Below are 17,087 nucleotides of genomic sequence, written 5' to 3'. Positions count from 1 at the left end.
TGACCCCCCGATCGACCCGACCGGTCCGATCGGACGTCGTCGTGCCCGGCGGCGCAGCGGTAGTCAACGCCGACGCAGCGGAGGGGGGATCCCGTGTCGGTCACCGACGACATGCGGACGGAGCCACGGGGCGGCGGCCAGCCACCGGCACCCGCCCAGCGGGACGGCCAGTTCGAGAAGACCCCACCACAGGACGTCGCCGCCGAGCAGTGCGTCCTCGGCGGCATGCTGCTCTCCAAGGACGCCATCGCCGACGTCGTCGAGATCCTGAAGTCCACCGACTTCTACCGGCCGGTGCACGCGACGATCTTCGACGCCATCCTCGACATCTACGGCCGGGGCGAGCCCGCCGACGCGATCACGGTGGCCGCCGCCCTGGCCGACTCGGGCGACCTCGCCCGCATCGGCGGCGCGCCCTACCTGCACACCCTCATCGCGACCGTCCCGACCGCCGCCAACGCCGCCTACTACGCCCGCATCGTCGGGGAGCGGGCCGTGCTCCGCCGCCTCGTCGAGGCCGGCACCAAGATCGTGCAACTGGGCTACGGCACCGGCAACAACGGCAGCCGTGACGTCGACGACATCGTCGACCTCGCCCAGCAGGCCGTCTACGAGATCACCGAGCGCCGGGTCAGCGAGGACTTCGCCATCCTGGCGGACATGCTCCAGCCGACCCTCGACGAGATCGAGGCGGTGGGCGCCCAGGGCGGCGTCATGACCGGCGTGCCGACCGGCTTCACCGACCTCGACCGGCTGCTCAACGGCCTGCACCCCGGCCAATTGATCATCGTGGCGGGCCGGCCCGGTCTGGGCAAGGCACTGGCGCTGGACACCCCGCTGCCCACCCCCGACGGCTGGACCACGATGGGCGAGGTGGCGGTCGGTGACCGGCTCCTCGCCGCTGACGGCACCCCGACCACCGTCACGGCCGCCTTCGAGGTGTGGCACGACCGCCCCTGCTACGAGGTCGAGTTCTCCGACGGCTCGGTCATCGTGGCCGACGCCGAGCACCTGTGGCGGACCACCGCCGCCCCGGAGGCGGTGACGACCGCCCGGATCGCCGCCACGCTGCACACCGACACGGCGAACCGGGAACCCCGCCACGCCGTCGGGAACTGCGCGCCGCTGCGGCTGCCCGCGCGGGATCTCGCCGTCGCGCCGTACACCCTCGGGGTGGGCGTCGGCGAGGGCAGCGCCGAGCCGCACCTCCCGCCGGACTACCTCCGCGCGTCGGAGGACCAGCGCCGCGAGCTGCTAGCGGGGCTGATGGACGCCGCCGGAACGGTGGGCCCCGACGGGAACCTCCGGTACGCCTCGACCTCCCGACGGCTGGCCGGCTGCGTCGGGGAACTCGTGGTCGGCCTCGGCTACCGGTGCACGGTCGGCGAGCAGCCGGCGCGGGAGGGCTCGCCCGTCGCGTACACCGTGGACTTCTCGACGCCCGACCCCGTCTTCCGCCTGGCGGACAAGCGGGCGGCCCACGCCGCGTGGCAGCGGACGGCCCCGGACGCCGGCGTCCGGTTCGTCGTGGACGTGCGGCCGGTGCCGAGCGTCCCGGTGCGCTGCGTGACCGTGGACAACCCGGACCACCTCTACCTGGCCGGCCGGTCCATGATCCCGACGCACAACAGCACCGCGAGCATGGACTTCGCCCGGAACGCGGCGATCCGGGCCAACCAGGCGTCGGCGATCTTCTCGCTGGAGATGAGCAAGGTCGAGATCGTCATGCGACTGCTCTCGGCGGAGGCCCGCGTCCCGCTGCACGTGCTGCGCAGCGGCCAGCTCTCCGACGACGACTGGACCAAGCTGGCCCGCTGCATGGGTGAGATCAGCGAGGCGCCGCTCTTCGTCGACGACACGCCGAGCATGAACCTGATGGAGATCCGGGCGAAGGCGCGTCGGCTCAAGCAGAAGCACGACCTGAAGCTGATCGTCGTCGACTATCTCCAGCTCATGACGTCGCCGAAGCGCACCGAGAGCCGGCAGCAGGAGGTCGCGGACCTGTCCCGTGGCCTCAAGCTGCTGGCCAAGGAAGTCGAGTGCCCGGTGATCGCGGTGAGTCAGCTGAACCGTGGCCCGGAGCAGCGGACGGACAAGCGACCGCAACTGTCCGATTTGCGCGAATCGGGCTGCCTCACCGCAGAGACCAGGCTTCTCCGTGCGGACAACAACGCCGAAGTGACCCTGGGTGAACTCCTTGCCGCTGGGGCCAGGGACATCCCCGTCTGGGCGCTCGATGGGAGTCTCCGTTACACCCCGCGCACGATGACCCACGTCTTCCCGAGCGGAATCCGTGAGGTTTTCCGGATGACCCTTGCCTCCGGGAAGCAGATCGAGGCCACGGCCAATCATCCCTTCCTGACCTTCGCGGGCTGGGTGCCGCTCGGAGAGCTGACGGCCAAAGCCCGCATCGCCACGCCGAGGCATGTGCCCGCACCCCTTTCCTGTAGGCCGTGGCCCGAGGAAGAGGTGGTGTTGCTGGCACACCTGCTGGGGGACGGCTCGTTCGTCCGGCGGCAGCCGATTCGATACGCCAGCTGCGACGAGCAGAACCTGCAGGTTGTCGCCGAGGCGGCGAAGCACTTCGGCATCTCCGCTGTCCGGGACGACTACGCCGCAGCACGCGTGACCACCCTGCGGCTGCCCGCCCCGTACCGCTTGGCCCGAGGCCGCCGAAACCCGATTGCGGAGTGGCTGGACGGGCTCGGACTGTTCGGGCTCAGGTCTCACGAGAAGTTCGTGCCGCAAGCTGTCTTCGGTCTGCCCAAGGCGCAGATCACCACCTTCCTCCACCACCTCTGGGCGACGGACGGTTCCGTTTGCCTCAACAAGTCCGGCCGGGGCGGCAGGGTCTACTACTCCTCGACCAGCCGCCGCATGCTGGAGGACGTCTCCCGCCTGCTGCTCCGATACGGCATCACCGCCCGCCTCAAGGTCGTGCCTGTCGCGCGCCACCGGACCCAGTACACGCTTGACATCTCCGGTCGAGACGACCAGCTCCGCTTTCTGCGGGAGATCGGGGTGCACGGCGAGCGGTCGACCGGCTGCGCTGCCCTCCTGGCGGCCTTGGAGGCGCGGGAGAGCAACACCAACGTCGACACCGTGCCGAGGGAGGTCTGGTCGGAGGTCCGCAGGATCCTGATCGACCAGGGCATGAGCCACCGGGACTTCGCGAAGGCGATCGGGACCCAGTTCTGCGGCAGCGCGCTGTGGAAGCGGGCACCGAGCAGGTCCAGGCTGGCGAAGATCGCCTCGGTGCTCGACTCTGTGGACCTTGAGCTGCACGCCACCAACGACATCTTCTGGGACGAGATCGTTTCGATCGAGTCGATCGGTGAGCGAGAGGTATACGACGCGACCGTCCTCGGCACGCACAACTTCATCGCCAACGGCATCGCCACCCACAACTCCATCGAACAGGATGCGGACGTGGTCATCCTTCTGCACCGGGACGACTACTATGACAAGGAGTCGCCGCGCGCAGGCGAAGCGGACTTTATTGTCGCTAAGCACCGGAATGGGCCGACCGATTCGATCACGGTGGCCGCGCAGCTCCACCTGTCCCGCTTCGTCGACATGGCGATCGTCTGAGCCGACGGGCCGAGCCCGGCAGGACCACCCCCACCAGCGCCCGGCCGCTCAGCCGATCAGCGGGAACCAGCCGGCGGCCTCGCCCAGCTCCCACCGGTCCCGGTCCGTCAGCGGCACCCGGCCGGTGGCCCTGAGCAGGAAGTCCCGGTCGTCCCAGCCTGCCGGCCGGACGGCGTCGTCGCTGAGCAGCCCGCAGAGGCTCGCCACCGCGACCCGGGCGGGCAGCGCGGCCGGCGGCGGGGCGTCGGGCAGGTCGACGATCAGGTCGAGGTGGTGCACGACCGCCTCGGTGGTGAGCGTGGCCAGCAGGTCCGGCACCCGCAGCACGTGGCCCTGCGTGGTGACGAAGCCGTCCGGGTCGGCGGCGGCGGCGGCGCGGACGGCGGCCGGCGCAGTGTCGGCCCAGACCCGGAACACCCCGCTCGGGTGCTCGAACGCGGCGACCGAGCGCCGGACCCACCCGGCGTGCCGGTCACCGCTGTCGCCGTCGTCGCGGGCCGCCCGCCGGCTGGTGCCCGCCCCTGTGGCGTCGGCCGCGGCGGCGAAGCCCCGCCAGTAGGAGACGTCGTCGCGGTCGGCCGGCCCGTCGGCGGGGCTGGCGAGCGCGACCAGCGCCCGCTGCGCGTCGCAGAGCACGTGGAACAGCAGGTCGGCGACGCGCCAGCCCCGACACCGGGTGGGCCGTCGCAGGCCGGCGTCGTCGAGCGGGGCCACGACGTCGGTGAGCCCCGCGTACGCCTGGGCCAGCGCCTCGGGCTGCGAAACGGCTGTCATGGACGCAGCCTCGCACGCCGGACGCGCCCGGGCAGGTCGGCGACGTGGGGCCGTCACCCGGATCGGGCCTGCCCCACGTCGCCGACCTGGCGACCGCCGAACGGATCAGTCAGTCGAAGAGCTCGCCGAGGAAACCGCCGTGGTGCTTCTTGCGGCGGTAGTGGCCGTGGTAGCCGTAGTGCGGTTGGGCGTGCCCGCCGTACGCGGGGGCGGGCGGCGGGTAGCCGTGCGTGGGCGGCGGGGGCGGGGGCGGGGGCACCGCGCCGTAGCCCGGCTGCTGCGGCTGGTGCGCGGGCGGAGGCGGCGGGTAGGCGCCGGGCGCCTGGGCCGGCCGGGCCGGGTTCGGTGCGCCCGCCGACTGCTGCCGGTTCCAGTTCGCCTCGGCCTCGAACAGTTTCTCCAGTTCGCCGCGGTCGAGGAAGATCCCCCGACACTCGCCGCACTGGTCGATGACGACTCCGCTGCGCTCGTACTGGCGCATGTCTCCGTGACACTTGGGACAGGTGAGCTGCATTACCCGAAGGTACCCGGTGAAGTCACCCGATTGCCGCGAGCGCGTCGGTCACCTCGTCGTCGGACACCTCGTGGAAGTCGAAGTAGTAGGCGCCGACCGCGCCGAAGTCGGGGGGCCGCTCGGCGCAGACGACCTCGTCGGCCTCGGCGGCGAGCATCTCGTACGCCTGCTGCGAGCCGACGGGCACCGCGACGACCACCCGGCGGGCCCCGAGGTGCCGGGCCACCTGGACGGCGGCGCGGGCGGTGGCCCCGGTGGCGAGGCCGTCGTCGACGACGACGGCGGTCCGGCCGGTCAGGTCGAGCGGGGGCCGTCCGGCCCGGTAACGGTGTTCGCGGCGGTCCAGTTCCGCCTGCTCACGGCGCTGCACCTCGGCGACCTCCGCGGCGTCGAGCCGGGCGGCCACCGTCTCGTTGAGCACCCGCACGCCGTGCGGGCCGAGCGCGCCGAAGGCGACCTCGGGGGCCAGGGGCAGGCCGAGCTTGCGGACCACCAGCACGTCGAGGGGGACGCCGAGCCGCCCGGCGACGACCCGGGCCACGGGCACGCCGCCCCGGACGAGCGCGAGCACGGTGACGTCGGAGCGCCCGACGAGGCCGGCGAGCCGGTCGGCGAGGACCCGGCCGGCGTCTTCCCGGTCGCGGAAGGTCGTCGTCATGTCTCAGGTGTACGCCGTGCCGGTCGACCGCGCCGGCCGTCGGGGGCGAAGCCCCCCGGTCAGGGGGCGGCGGGGGCCGGCGCGGGGCGGGTCAGGGCGGGTGCCCAGGCCAGCAGGGCGACCGGGTAGAGCAGGTAGCCGAAGCGGGTGGTGGGCATCAGCAGGATCGCCGCGAGCAGCCCGTACCCGCAGATCAGGGCGGTGGCGGTGGCCGTGCGGGGCGGGCGGCGCAGGAGCCGGACGGCGATGGCGGCCCCGGCGGCGACGAGCAGCGCGGCGGCGACGACCCGGCCGCCGGGCAGGGTGGTGGCGATCAGGTGACCCGGGAACGGGGATTGCGCCGGGCTGGTGACCAGGCCGTGCCCGAGCGGGAAGCGCAGCACGTTCTCGACCAGCGCGTCGCGGTCGACGAGCAGGGCGGGCAGCAGGGCGAGGGCCGGCAGGCCGAGCGCGCCGGCGGCGAGCCGCCCGGCGCGGCGGTGGGTGGCGGCCCAGGCGATCAGCACGAGGGCGACCGGCCAGGCGAAGAGCTTCAGCGCGCCCGCCGCGCCGACGGCGAGGCCGGCGCGGCCCGGCCGGCCGGTGGCGGCGAGGGCGAGGGCCAGCAGGCAGGCGGCGAGCACCGGCAGGTCGTCGCCGCCGGTGGCGAGGGTGAGGGCGCAGACCGGCAGCACGGTCGCCGCCTGGATCCCGCGCAGCACGGCCGCCGCCCGGTCGCCGCCGCCGGCCGGGTCCCCGGCGGCGGTCGGGGTGTCGGCGGCGGTCGGGGCTCCGGTGCGCAGGACGCGAACCGCGAGGGCGAGGAGCAGCGCGGTGGCGACCGCGAACCAGACGCGGGCGTCGGTCCACCAGCCGTCCGCGGCGGCGCGCGGCAGCCCGAACAGGGCCATGCCCGGCTGGTACGGGGTGTAGCCGAGCAGCCGCTCGTCGGCGGGAAGCGCGGCGATCGCGTCGTGCCCGAGGTAGGGCGTGCCGGTCTCGGCGAGGCGGTTGCCGCTGTGCTCGACGACGACCACCTCCTCCTGCGCCCGGTCGGTGCGGCCGGCGGCCCGCTGCACGCTCTGCGCCAGCAGCGGCAGCAGCGTGGTGGTGGCCCAGGCCAGCCCGGTGACCGCCCAGCGGGCCGGCAGGCCGGCGAGCGGCGCGGCGGCGTCCCGGCGGCGGGCGGCGAGTTGGCCGGCGACGGCGAGCGCGGCGGCCAGGTAGCCGAGCGCGGCGATGCTTCCCCAGGCGCGGTGCGGCGGCAGGGTGGAGGTGGCGGCGGTGACGGCCGCGAACGCGGCGGAGGCAGCGTAGAGGCCGAGGTCGAGGGCGAGGCCGCCGGCGGCCCGGTCGATCCTGCGCCACGGTGCGGGGGCGCGGGTGGCCCGGTCGGCGGCGGCGGTCACGCGGGCAAGTGTGGCAGACGCTCTCCCCGGCTGCGTCCGCCCTGCCGCCGCCCGGCGGGGAGCCGGACCACGGTGCCCGCGTCGTGCAGCGGCGGGGCGAGGGTGCCGGTGCGGCCGCCGAAGCCGCGGTGCAGGGTGGACAGGAGGGTGCCGGCCGGCACCGGCCGGCCGAAGAGGTGACCCTGCCCGGCGGTGCAGCCCAGCTCCCAGAGGGCACGGCGCTGCGGTTCGCTCTCCACCCCCTCGGCGACGACGGTGAGCCCGAGGCTGCGGCCGAGGTCGAGGGTGGACCGGATGACGGCGGCGGCCTCGGCGGACCCCTCCATGGCCGACACGAAGCTGCGGTCGATCTTGAGCTCGTGGACGGGGATGCGGGAGAGCAGGGACAGCGAGGAGTAGCCGGTGCCGAAGTCGTCCAGGGCCAGCCGGACGCCCTCGTCGCGCAGCCGGCTGAGCACCCGGTCGACCACGTCGAGCTGGCTGAGGGTCAGCGTCTCGGTCAGTTCCAGGACCAGCCGGTCCGGCGGCAGGTCGTGGGCGCGCAGCCGGGCCAGCACGGAGCTGGGGAAGCGGGCGTCGAGGAGGCTGCGCGGCGACACGTTGACCGCCACGGGCAGGTCGAAGCCGGCGTCGCGCCAGCTGTTGGCGGCGATGAGCGCCTGGTCGAGGATCGCCTCGGCGAACGCGGGGAGCAGGCCGGAGCGCTCGACGGCCTCCAGGAAGCGCAGCGGGTCGATCACGCCGTGCACCGGGTGGTGCCAGCGCGCCAGCGCCTCCGCGCTGGTCACCTCGCCGGTGCCGAGGTCGACGATGGGCTGGAAGTTGACGGTGAACTCCTGGTCGGCGACGGCCCGGGGCAGCTCACCGCCGAGGGTGAGCCGGCCGAGGTCGGCGGTGTCCCGGGTCGGCGCGTAGGTGGCGATGCGCTGGCCGGCGCGCTTCGCCTGGTACATCGCGACGTCGGCGCGGCGCAGCAGCTCGGGCATGCCGCCGCTGGCCGGGGCGATGGCGATGCCGCCGCTGGCCTCCACGCTGATCCGCATGCCGTCGAGGTCGAGGGGCTCGTGCAGCGCGGCGAGCAGGGCCTCGGTGCGGTGCGCGGCCACCGCCGGGGCGGGCAGGCCGCGCAGGAGCACGGCGAACTCGTCGCCGCCGAGGCGGGCCACCAGGTCGCCACCCTGGGCGGCGCCGCGCAGCCGGTCGGCGACCTGGAGGAGCACCTGGTCGCCGGCGGCGTGGCCGAGGGTGTCGTTGACCTCCTTGAAGTGGTTGAGGTCGATCAGCACGAGCGCGGTCACCCCGTCGGCGTGCCGGGCGTTGAGCTGCTCGCTGCCCTGGTCCAGCAGGTGCCGCCGGTTGGCCAGGCCGGTGAGGGTGTCGTGGGTCGCCGCGTACGCGTGCTCGTTGGCGACGCGGGCCAGCTCGGCGTACGCCTGGGCGTTGCGGACGGCGGTGCACAGCGCCGAGGTGAAGGTGCGCAGGGTGTACTGCTCGCGTTCGGAGAACCGGACGGGGCCCCGGAACCGCAGGCGGAGGGTGCCGACGTCGACGGTGCGGTCGTGCCCCTCCAGGCGGGCGGAGATCACCGAACCCTCGGTCGGGCCGCCGGGGCCGGTCGGCCCGTCGTAGGTGAGGGTGCCGGCGGAGCCGCGGACCGTCCGGCCCGTCCCGCGCAGGGAGATCTCCACCTCGTCGGCGGAGAACAGCTCGGCGGCCTGGGTGACGGCGGTGGTGAGGACCTTGTTGAGGTCGACGACGTTGAGCGCGTCGGTGGTGCGGGCCAGCCGTTGCCACGCCTGCTGCTCGGTGCGGGTGCGGACCCGGTTGGAGTAGAGCAGGTGCAGGCTCAGCACCAGGGGCGGGACGGCGAGGAGCAGGCGGCTGTCGGCCCGGAGGATGAAGACGGTGCCGACGATCACCAGGAGCCGGGCGGCGGCGGTGGCGGCCCGCAGGCCCCAGTCCTCCCGGAACAGGTCGCGCAGCCGCTCGCCGGTCGCCATCGCGATGACCGGGAGGGTGACCAGCTCGTCGAGGACCACGGCCGCCAGGTAGGCGACGGAGAGCGGCAGGACGAGGTGGACGAGCAGGTCGTCGCCGGTGCGCCAGCCGGCGGCGTGCAGGACCGTCCCCGCGACGGCGGCGACGAGCGTGTTCTTGCCGATGCCGAACAGCGTCTTGAGCGTGGTCTTCCGGTCCAGCCAGGTGGTGATCGCGATGCCGAGGGCGGTGGCGAGGACCACCACGGGGGTGGGGGCGACGGCGAGGCCGATGAGGATGGCGGTCTCGGTCCAGGCGATGTCGTGGTTGGTGGCTCTGATCCGGACCCGGACCTTCACGGTGACGCCGATGGCGACCAGCGAGACGAGCGCCGCCCAGAGCGCCAGGTTACCGGGGTCGCCCCCCGCCAGGAGCTGGTTCGTGGAGACGACGAGGGCGGCGGACGCGCAAACGACGACGAGACCGACTAGCGACTGGAGTCGCCGATCGGTCTCGGTCCGTCGATTCGTCGGAGCGGCCACCCATCGTCCTCGCGTTGTCACCGATGGCTATGCGTTCCTCAGGGTACTGGCCTTTATCCGCTCCGAGAAGTGCCCTCAACTCCACTCGTGCGACTTCATCACAGCCCTCACCCTTTCTGCCGTTCCTGTCCGACGAACGAAAGCTTAAGGCGGTGGACGTCCAATTCTGTACTGATAAATGTCGGTATGCGCAATATAAGCCAACCTGGGGATGATTTGTCACTTTGTGTTTACGGGACCTGTGCGGAGCGCTCTACAGGTAATTGCGTCGCGCTTGTCAGTTCTGTGTCGCGCGGCCACGTGGTCGGCAAAGAGTACGGCTCGTCCCCGTACCCAGTCTGGTGAGGTCCGCCCCCCGGTTCATCCCCGCTTCGGGTTTTTCTCTCCTGGTAGGTCCCGAATCGGCGGGGTGCGCGGCCACGCCGTGACGCGCCGGGACGGACCGACTCCCGACAGTCGCCCGGATTGACCCGGGCGGGGAAACGCCGCCCCGCCGACGCAATTCCTTTGGCCCCGGGTGCCCGTCCACCCCGGGTGCCCGTCCACATGGTGCCGCACCGCGCGCCCGCCGAAGGTGGGACCGGGGCCGGGCGTACCGGAGGATAGGCTCGCGATCGTGACGGATCCCGCCCAGCTCACCCACGTCGACGCGGCGGGCGCGGCCCGCATGGTCGACGTCTCCGCCAAGGCGGTCTCCGGCCGGCTCGCCGTGGCCGCCGGCCGGCTGCGGACCACCGCCGAGGTGGTCGACCTGCTGCGCCGCGACGGGCTGCCCAAGGGCGACGCGCTCGCCGTCGGCCGGCTCGCCGGCATCATGGGGGCCAAGCGGACCCCGGACCTGATCCCGCTCTGCCACCCGATCGCGCTGCACGGCGTGACGGTCGACCTGGCGCTGACCGACGACACCGTCGAGATCACCGCCACGGCGCGGACCGCCGACCGTACGGGCGTGGAGATGGAGGCGCTGACCGCCGTCGCGGTCGCCGGCCTCGCCCTGGTCGACATGGTCAAGGCGGTCGACCCGGCGGCGTCGGTCGACGCGGTGCGGGTGCTCCGCAAGGAGGGCGGCAAGACGGGCCTGTGGCAGCGGCCGGCGGACCGGCCGTGATCCGCGCCCGGGTGGTGGTCGCCTCCAACCGCGCGTCGGCCGGGGTCTACGCCGACACCAGCGGGCCGCTGCTCGTCGCCGGCCTGCGCGAGCTGGGCTGCCAGGTCGACGACCCGGTGGTGGTGCCCGACGGCGAACCGGTCGGCGCGGCGCTGCGGGCCGCCCTGGCCGACGGGGTCGACGTGGTGCTGACCAGCGGCGGCACCGGGATCAACCCGACCGACCGCACCCCCGACGTGACCCGCGCGCTGCTCGACCACGAGATCCCCGGCATCGCCGAGGCGATCCGGGCGCACAGCCGGGACCGGGTGCCGACGGCGGCGCTGTCCCGGGGCGTCGCCGGGGTCGTCGGCCGGATGCTGGTCGTCAACCTGCCGGGCTCCACCGGCGGCGCCCGCGACGGGCTCGCCGTCCTCGGCCCGATCCTCGCCCACGCCGTCGACCAGCTCCGCGGCGGCGACCACTGAGCGACCGGCACCCGGGACGGCGCGGCCACTGGCCGGGTGGGTCCCGCCGGCCGACGATAGGCTCGGCCGGTGAGCACGGAAACCGCGTCCGCCGCGGAACAGGTCGCCGTACCGCCGCCGGCCGGCTGGGAGGAGGCCCGCTCCCGGGTGTACGCCGTCGGCCTCGCCGCCGCGCTGCCCGCCGTCGGCCGGCCGCTCGCCGAGACCGACGGGCACACCCTCGCCGAGCCGCTGACCACCCGCACCGACCTGCCCGCCTTCCCCACCTCCAGCGTGGACGGCTGGGCGGTACGCGGGGACGGGCCGTGGCGGGTCGTCGGCCGGGTGCTGGCCGGTGGCAGCCCGGCCCCGCTTACCGACGACGGCACCACCGTCGAGATCGCCACCGGCGCGATGGTGCCCGAGGGGGTCACCGCGATCCTGCGGGTCGAGGAGTCCACCCGCACCGCCGACGGCCGGGTCGCCGGCACCCCCCGGCCGACCCCGGAGTGGCGCGAGCCCGGCGAGGAGGCCCGCGCCGGTGAGGAGCTGCTTCCGGCGGGCACCCCGGTCGACCCGGCGGTGATCGGCCTCGCCGCCTCCTGCGGCCACGACACGCTGCGGGTCCGCCGGCCGCCCCGCGCCGCGCTGCTGGTCTTCGGCGACGAGCTGCTGACGTCGGGGCCACCGGCCGCCGGCCGCGTCCGGGACGCCCTCGGGCCGGCCGTGCCGGCGTGGCTGCGCCGGTACGGCTGCCAGGTGCGCCCGGCCGACGTCGTCGGCCCGGTGGCCGACACCCTGCCGGCGCACGTGGCGGCCCTGCGCGCGGCGCTGGCCACCGCCGACCTGGTCTGCACCACCGGCGGCACGATGCACGGCCCGGTCGACCACCTGCACCCCACCCTGGAGGCGCTCGGCGCGGACTACGTGGTCAACACGGTCGCCGTCCGCCCCGGGTTCCCGATGCTGCTGGCCCGGCTGGTCGACCCGGACGGCCGGGTCCGCTTCGTCGCCGGGCTGCCCGGCAACCCGCAGTCCGCGATCGTCGCGCTCGTCTCGCTGGTCGCGCCGCTGCTGGCGGGCCTACAGGGCCGGCCGATGCCGGTGCTGCCGCACGCCACGCTGGCCGACGCGGTGCCGGGGCGCGGCGACCACACCCACCTCGCCCTGGTCCGGCTGGACCGGGCCGCCGGCACCGCCCACCCGGTCCGGCACGTCGGGTCGGCGATGCTGCGCGGGCTGGCCGGCGCGGACGGCTTCGCGGTCATCCACCCGGGCACGACCGGCGAGCCGGGCGCGCGGGTGCCGGTCGTGCCGCTGCCCCTGCTGCCCGGGGAGCGGTCGTGTCCGTGAGGAGGGGCATCCGGTGACGATCGAGGAGTCGACGGTCTTCGGCTCGGTCACCACCGAGCCGCTGGACCTGGCCGCGCACGAGGCGGCGGTCGCCGACCGGCGGGCCGGGGCGGTGGTGTCGTTCCAGGGCGTGGTCCGCGACCACGACCACGGCCGCGCGGTGCTCAGCCTGGAGTACGAGGGGCACCCGAGCGCCGCCGCCGTGCTCCGGGAGGTCGCCGCCGAGATCGCCGCCGACCCCGACGTCTACGCGGTCGCCGTGTCGCACCGCGTCGGCCCGCTCGTCATCGGCGACGCCGCCCTGGTGGCGGCGGTGAGCACCGCGCACCGGGCCGCCGCGTTCGCCGCCTGTGCCCGGCTCGTCGACGAGGTGAAGGCGCGGCTGCCGATCTGGAAGCGGCAGGTGTTCGCCGACGGCACCGAGGAGTGGGTCAACTGCCCCTGACGGCGCTGGCGGAGCGGCCGAACCGGTCGGCGTAGAAGGCCGGCTCGGCGCCCGGCCGCCACGGCAGCGCGGCGACCAGGACGATCAGCGCCACGGCCAGCGAGTTTTCCATCAGCGCGCCGAACAGGCCGTCCTGGTAGTGCGACACCTCGGGGAGCTGGTGCTCGTACGGCCAGATGGGCGAGATCAGGAACAGCAGGTAGAGCCCCACCGCCGCCGCGCCGTGCCGCAGGCCGGTCAGCGTCGGATACCAGATCGGCGGGCGCAGCCCGTTGACCCCGGGAAGCCCGCCGTAGGACGACGCCGGGCCGGTCCGCTGCGCCACGCCCCGGCTCGCCTCGCGGCGGCGCAGCGCGGCGTCGGCCAGCACGACGATCGCCGGGATGACCCAGACCAGGTGGTGCGACCAGGAGATCGGGCTGACCACGTTCGCGGTGAGGCCGACCAGGGTGAACGCGGTCAGCTCGTCGCCGTCGGCGCGCGCGCTGACGGCCCGGGACAGCCCGAGCGCGAGCACCAGCACCGAGAACGACAGCCAGAGCAGCCCGGGGGTCTCGATCGAGTCGTAGAGGCGGGCCAGCAGACCGGCGAGGGACTGGTTGGGGGTCATGTCGGCCGCGCCGACCCGCTCGGTCTGCCAGAGCACGCCGCCGAAGTAGGCCCGCGACTCGGTGCCGACCAGCGCGAAGCCGGCGAGGGTCACCCCGATCGTGGTGCCGACCGCCGTGGCCGCCGCACGCCACTGCCGGGTGATCACGAGGTACACGACGAAGAGCGCCGGGGTCAGCTTGACGGCGGTGGCCAGGCCGATGCCGACCCCGGCCCACGCCCCGCTGAACACGAACCGCCGCAGCGGACCGGCCGCGTCGTCGAACCGGGTGCCCCGCCGGGCCCGCCAGCGCAGCCCGATCAGGTCGGCCATGATCAGGGCGAACAGCAGCAGGTTGACCTGCCCGTAGCCGAGGGTCTCGCGCCCCGGTTCGAGGGCGATCGCCATCGGCGTCGCGATGCCCACCGTGTACCACAACGGCCAGCCCAGCCGGTCGACGACCGGCCGCAGCAGGCCGGCCAGGACGAGGGCCAGCGCACCGATGCTGGCCAGCGCGTTCAGCCAGCCGGCCACGTCCACGGGCACCAGCGCCATGGGGAGCATCACCAGCGCCCCGAACGGGGGGTAGGTGAAGCCGAGCGTGGTGGAGGGGGCGATGAACTCGTACAGCTCGTTGCCGTTCGCCCACCACACCACCGCGCCGTGGTAGATCTTCATGTCGAAGAAGTTGTAGGGCCGCCCGAAGGCGCCGATCGCGAGCCACGCCGCGTACGCGACGGTGGCGATCACACCGGCGCGCACCGCCGTCCTGCGGTCGATCCCACGGGTCGCGCGACGGACCGGGGCGAGGCGGTCCATCCGTCGTCCGACGGTCGCCGGCACGTCGTGGCCACCCCCATACCAAGGTCGTCCTGCCCGTCCAGGTCCAGCACGGAGCCTAGAACGGCGCCTCACGTTGATGCCTCCCGCGTTATGCGACCGTGTCCGATCCCACACTGGTTTTTTACATTTCCACCGCGTTAACGCCTACCGGGCGGTTCAGGTAATTCGTGGCGTTGGTGGGGGCGGGCCGCCGCCAGGAGGGGTCGCGCCGCAGGTCAGCCGGGCAGTCGACGGGCCGTGGCCGCCGAGCGTACGGCGATCCGGGCCTCGCGGCGGGCCGTCCGGACGGCCCGGGCCACCGACCGTCGCGAGTGGCCGATCCGGTGACCGGCCCGCCACCGCAGGCCGGGCCTGCCCTCGGTGTCGGCGGCGGCCAGCAGCAGCCCGCCGAAGAGCCCGAGGTTCTTCAGGAAGTGGACCTGGTTCTGCATGCGCTCGGCCGGGTCGGCGTTGTTCCAGAAGGGATGACCGGCGGCGGTGGTCGGGATCAGCGTGCCGGCGAGCAGCAGCGCGGCCGGGCGGGTGAGCTTCCCGGTGGCCAGCATCAGCCCGCCGACGAGCTGGACGGCTGCGTTGGCGCGGACCAACGTCTCGGTGTCGGTGGGAATGCGGGGGGAGACCTGCTGGAGCAGCGGGGTCACCCGGTCGGTGACCGGCTTCGCCGCCGACACCAGCCGCCCCGGGTGCTGAAGGTTGCGGGCGCCGCTGACCACGAAGATGCCGCTCAACATGACGCGGGCGAGGGAACGCACGGGTGTCATGGGTCAGTCATACCCCGTCGCGGGCGTCGCCACCCCTGCAACGGCCCGATCCGATCGGCGACCGTGGACGTCGCGGCCCCGGCTGCGGCTGCGGGCCGGCGCGGCGGGCAGGACCCGTCGCGCGCTCGACGCGGCCCAGGCGCGCGACGCGGGAACGCCACGCCGATCGGGGCGACCGTCGGTGGTGGACCCGGCCCGGCGGGTAACCTCGCCCGGGTGACGACTCTGCGGCTGCGTCCCGAGGGCCCGGCGGACACCGGCCCCGTCCGGCGGGTGCTGACCGCCGCGTTCGCCCGTCCGGACGTGTCGACCCCGCCCGAGGTGGGGCTGGTCGAGGACCTGCGCGGCACCGACGCCTGGATTCCCGAGCTGGCCATGGTCGCCGAGTACGGCGGCGAGGTGGTCGGCTGCGCCCTGCTCACCCGGGTCCACGTCCGCGGCGACGGCGGGAGCGCCCCGGCGCTGGCCCTCGGCCCGGTGGCGGTCTCCCCGCACCGGCAGCGGGTCGGGCACGGCACGGCCGTGGTGCAGGCCGCCCTGGACGCCGCCACCGAGCTCGGCGAGCGACTCGTGGTGGTGCTCGGCGACCCGGCCTACTACCGGCGGTTCGGCTTCACCCGCGCCGACCGGATGGGGCTGAGCAGCCCGTGGTCCGGCCTGGGCGAGCCGTGGCAGGCGCTGGTCCTGCCCCCCAGCACCAGCGGGGACGGCCCCGCGCCCCGGGGCGAGGTGCTGTTCCCGCCACCCTGGTCGAAGGTCTGACCACCCGCGCTCCGGCCGCCCGCGCTCCGGCCGCCCGCGCTCCGGCCGCCCGCGCTTTGACCACCCGGCGCTCCGACCACCCGGCGCGCGCTCAGGCCGGCTGGGTGCGCAGGTAGCGGCCGAAGTGCGGGACGGTGAACGCGACCGTGCCGCGCTCCCCGGAGTAGATCAGCCCCTTCTTGATCAACGCGTCCCGCGCCGGGGAGAGGCTCGCCGGCTTGCGCCCGAGCGCCCGGGCGATCTCCGCGGTCGGCACGGCGGCGTCCATGTCGTCCCGACCGCCAGCGTCCCCCTCCACCAGCGACAGGGTGGCCATCGCGCGCATGTACTCGCGCTCGGCCGGCGTGGCCCGCTCGAACCGGGAGCCGAAGAAGCCCACCGCCAGCTCGGCCTCCGCCTCGGGGGCGGCCACCCGGACGTCCGCGTCGGTGATCGGGGACCGTGGCGCGTGGTCCCAGGTGGCCTTGCCGTACGCCTGGACGAAGTACGGGTAGCCGCCCGACTTCTCGTAGAGCAGGTCGAGGGCCTTCGGCTCGTACGCGACCTCCTCGCGCTCGGCCGGCGCGCAGAGCGCCTGGTCGGCGGCGATCCGGTCGAGCCGGTCGATGCGCTGGTAGCGGAACAGCCGCTCCGAGTACGACTTGGCGGCGCTGAGCACGGCCGGCAGGTGCGGCAGGCCCGCGCCCACCACGATCAGCGGCGCGCCGAGCTGCGACAGCTCGTGGCAGGCGGCGCAGAGCGCCGAGACGTCTTCGGGGCCGAGGTCCTGCATCTCGTCGATGAAGACGGCGATGCCGGTGCCGACGTCGGCGGCCACCGCCGCGGCGTCGCTGAGCAGCTCCACCAGGTCGATCTCGATGTCGCCGGAGTCGGCCCGGCCGGTCGCGGCCGGCACGTCGATGCCCGGCTGCCAGCGGTCGCGCAGCTTCGGGGCCGCGCCCGCCCGACCCGTCGGCGCGGACCGCTGGGCGAACGCCTTCAGCACCCCGAGGAACGCGTCGATCCGGTCCGGGGCCCGGTGCCGGGGGGCCAGCTCGCGCACCGCCATGTGCAGCGCGGCGGCGACCGGGCGGCGCAGCGACTGGTCGGGTCGCGCCTCGATCTTGCCGGTGCCCCAGAGCCGGGTGATCGCCTGCGAGCGCAGGGTGTTGAGCAGGACGGTCTTCCCCACGCCACGCAGGCCGGTGAGCATCAGGCTGCGCTCGGGGCGGCCCCGGGCGATGCGCTCCAGGACGACGTCGAAGACGTCCAGCTCCCGCCCCCGCCCCGCGAGCTCGGGCGGGCGCTGGCCGGCGCCCGGCGCGTACGGGTTGCGGACCGGATCCACGAATCGCAC

14 protein-coding genes are annotated in these 17,087 nt (G+C 74.5%); 6 read left to right on the top strand and 8 right to left on the bottom strand.

The window, feature by feature from the left end; genetic code table 11:
- The first annotated feature begins 93 nt into the window (after positions 1 to 93).
- Positions 94 to 3,591, top strand: a complete 3,498-nt coding sequence (locus O7628_RS12100; protein WP_278130412.1) for a replicative DNA helicase — start codon at positions 94 to 96, stop codon at positions 3,589 to 3,591.
- 48 nt (positions 3,592 to 3,639) lie between these two features.
- Here the strand turns inward: O7628_RS12100 and O7628_RS12095 are convergent, their stop codons facing one another.
- The 5 genes from O7628_RS12095 to O7628_RS12075 form a co-directional block, all read right to left on the bottom strand.
- The gene (locus tag O7628_RS12095) at positions 3,640 to 4,365 is read right to left on the bottom strand and encodes a maleylpyruvate isomerase N-terminal domain-containing protein (protein ID WP_278130411.1); all 726 of its coding nucleotides are present in this window, start codon (positions 4,363 to 4,365) and stop codon (positions 3,640 to 3,642) included.
- Between the two features lie 109 nt (positions 4,366 to 4,474).
- Positions 4,475 to 4,879 (bottom strand): zf-TFIIB domain-containing protein, encoded by a 405-nt coding sequence (locus O7628_RS12090; protein ID WP_278130410.1) that lies wholly within the window; start codon positions 4,877 to 4,879, stop codon positions 4,475 to 4,477.
- Between the two features lie 22 nt (positions 4,880 to 4,901).
- The gene (locus O7628_RS12085) at positions 4,902 to 5,537 is read right to left on the bottom strand and encodes a phosphoribosyltransferase family protein (protein ID WP_278130408.1); all 636 of its coding nucleotides are present in this window, start codon (positions 5,535 to 5,537) and stop codon (positions 4,902 to 4,904) included.
- 59 nt (positions 5,538 to 5,596) lie between these two features.
- A complete protein-coding gene (locus O7628_RS12080; RefSeq protein WP_278130407.1) occupies positions 5,597 to 6,925 on the bottom strand; it encodes a glycosyltransferase 87 family protein in 1,329 nt (442 codons plus the stop codon).
- Positions 6,922 to 9,444, bottom strand: coding sequence for a bifunctional diguanylate cyclase/phosphodiesterase (locus O7628_RS12075; RefSeq protein WP_278130406.1), 2,523 nt, complete (start codon positions 9,442 to 9,444; stop codon positions 6,922 to 6,924). The genes O7628_RS12080 and O7628_RS12075 overlap by 4 nt, the downstream gene beginning before the upstream one ends.
- A gap of 616 nt (positions 9,445 to 10,060) precedes the next feature.
- Here O7628_RS12075 and moaC point away from each other — a divergent pair.
- From moaC to O7628_RS12055, 4 genes are all read left to right on the top strand, one after another.
- Positions 10,061 to 10,552: a cyclic pyranopterin monophosphate synthase MoaC gene (gene moaC / locus O7628_RS12070; protein ID WP_043960949.1), complete on the top strand. Its 492-nt coding sequence runs from the start codon at positions 10,061 to 10,063 to the stop codon at positions 10,550 to 10,552.
- Positions 10,549 to 11,019, top strand: a complete 471-nt coding sequence (locus O7628_RS12065) for a MogA/MoaB family molybdenum cofactor biosynthesis protein (RefSeq protein WP_178066962.1) — start codon at positions 10,549 to 10,551, stop codon at positions 11,017 to 11,019. Before moaC ends, O7628_RS12065 begins: the two co-directional genes overlap by 4 nt.
- Positions 11,020 to 11,088: 69 nt before the next feature.
- A complete protein-coding gene (locus tag O7628_RS12060) occupies positions 11,089 to 12,351 on the top strand; it encodes a molybdopterin molybdotransferase MoeA (protein WP_278130404.1) in 1,263 nt (420 codons plus the stop codon).
- Positions 12,352 to 12,364: 13 nt separating this feature from the next.
- Positions 12,365 to 12,796 (top strand): molybdenum cofactor biosynthesis protein MoaE, encoded by a 432-nt coding sequence (locus O7628_RS12055; protein WP_278130402.1) that lies wholly within the window; start codon positions 12,365 to 12,367, stop codon positions 12,794 to 12,796.
- On the opposite strand, the gene O7628_RS12050 is transcribed toward O7628_RS12055, so the two are convergent.
- Both O7628_RS12050 and O7628_RS12045 read right to left on the bottom strand, forming a co-directional pair.
- Positions 12,783 to 14,228 carry a glycosyltransferase 87 family protein gene (locus O7628_RS12050; protein WP_278130401.1) on the bottom strand — a complete coding sequence of 482 codons (1,446 nt, stop codon included), beginning with the start codon at positions 14,226 to 14,228 and terminating at the stop codon, positions 12,783 to 12,785. The two genes, O7628_RS12055 and O7628_RS12050, sit on opposite strands and share 14 nt — an antisense overlap.
- 215 nt (positions 14,229 to 14,443) lie before the next feature.
- Positions 14,444 to 14,989, bottom strand: coding sequence for a DoxX family protein (locus O7628_RS12045; RefSeq protein WP_278130400.1), 546 nt, complete (start codon positions 14,987 to 14,989; stop codon positions 14,444 to 14,446).
- Positions 14,990 to 15,205: 216 nt separating this feature from the next.
- On the opposite strand from O7628_RS12045, the gene O7628_RS12040 reads away from it, so the two are divergent.
- Positions 15,206 to 15,751, top strand: a complete 546-nt coding sequence (locus O7628_RS12040; RefSeq protein ID WP_278130399.1) for an N-acetyltransferase — start codon at positions 15,206 to 15,208, stop codon at positions 15,749 to 15,751.
- 91 nt (positions 15,752 to 15,842) lie between these two features.
- Here the strand turns inward: O7628_RS12040 and O7628_RS12035 are convergent, their stop codons facing one another.
- Positions 15,843 to 17,078 carry an ATP-binding protein gene (locus O7628_RS12035; protein WP_074478174.1) on the bottom strand — a complete coding sequence of 412 codons (1,236 nt, stop codon included), beginning with the start codon at positions 17,076 to 17,078 and terminating at the stop codon, positions 15,843 to 15,845.
- Positions 17,079 to 17,087: the final 9 nt, after the last annotated feature.

Source organism: Micromonospora sp. WMMD956 (genome assembly GCF_029626125.1).
GTDB lineage: Bacteria > Actinomycetota > Actinomycetes > Mycobacteriales > Micromonosporaceae > Micromonospora > Micromonospora carbonacea.
The sequence above is the reverse complement of the archived record's forward strand: the minus strand, read 5'-3'. Positions and strand labels throughout refer to the sequence as shown.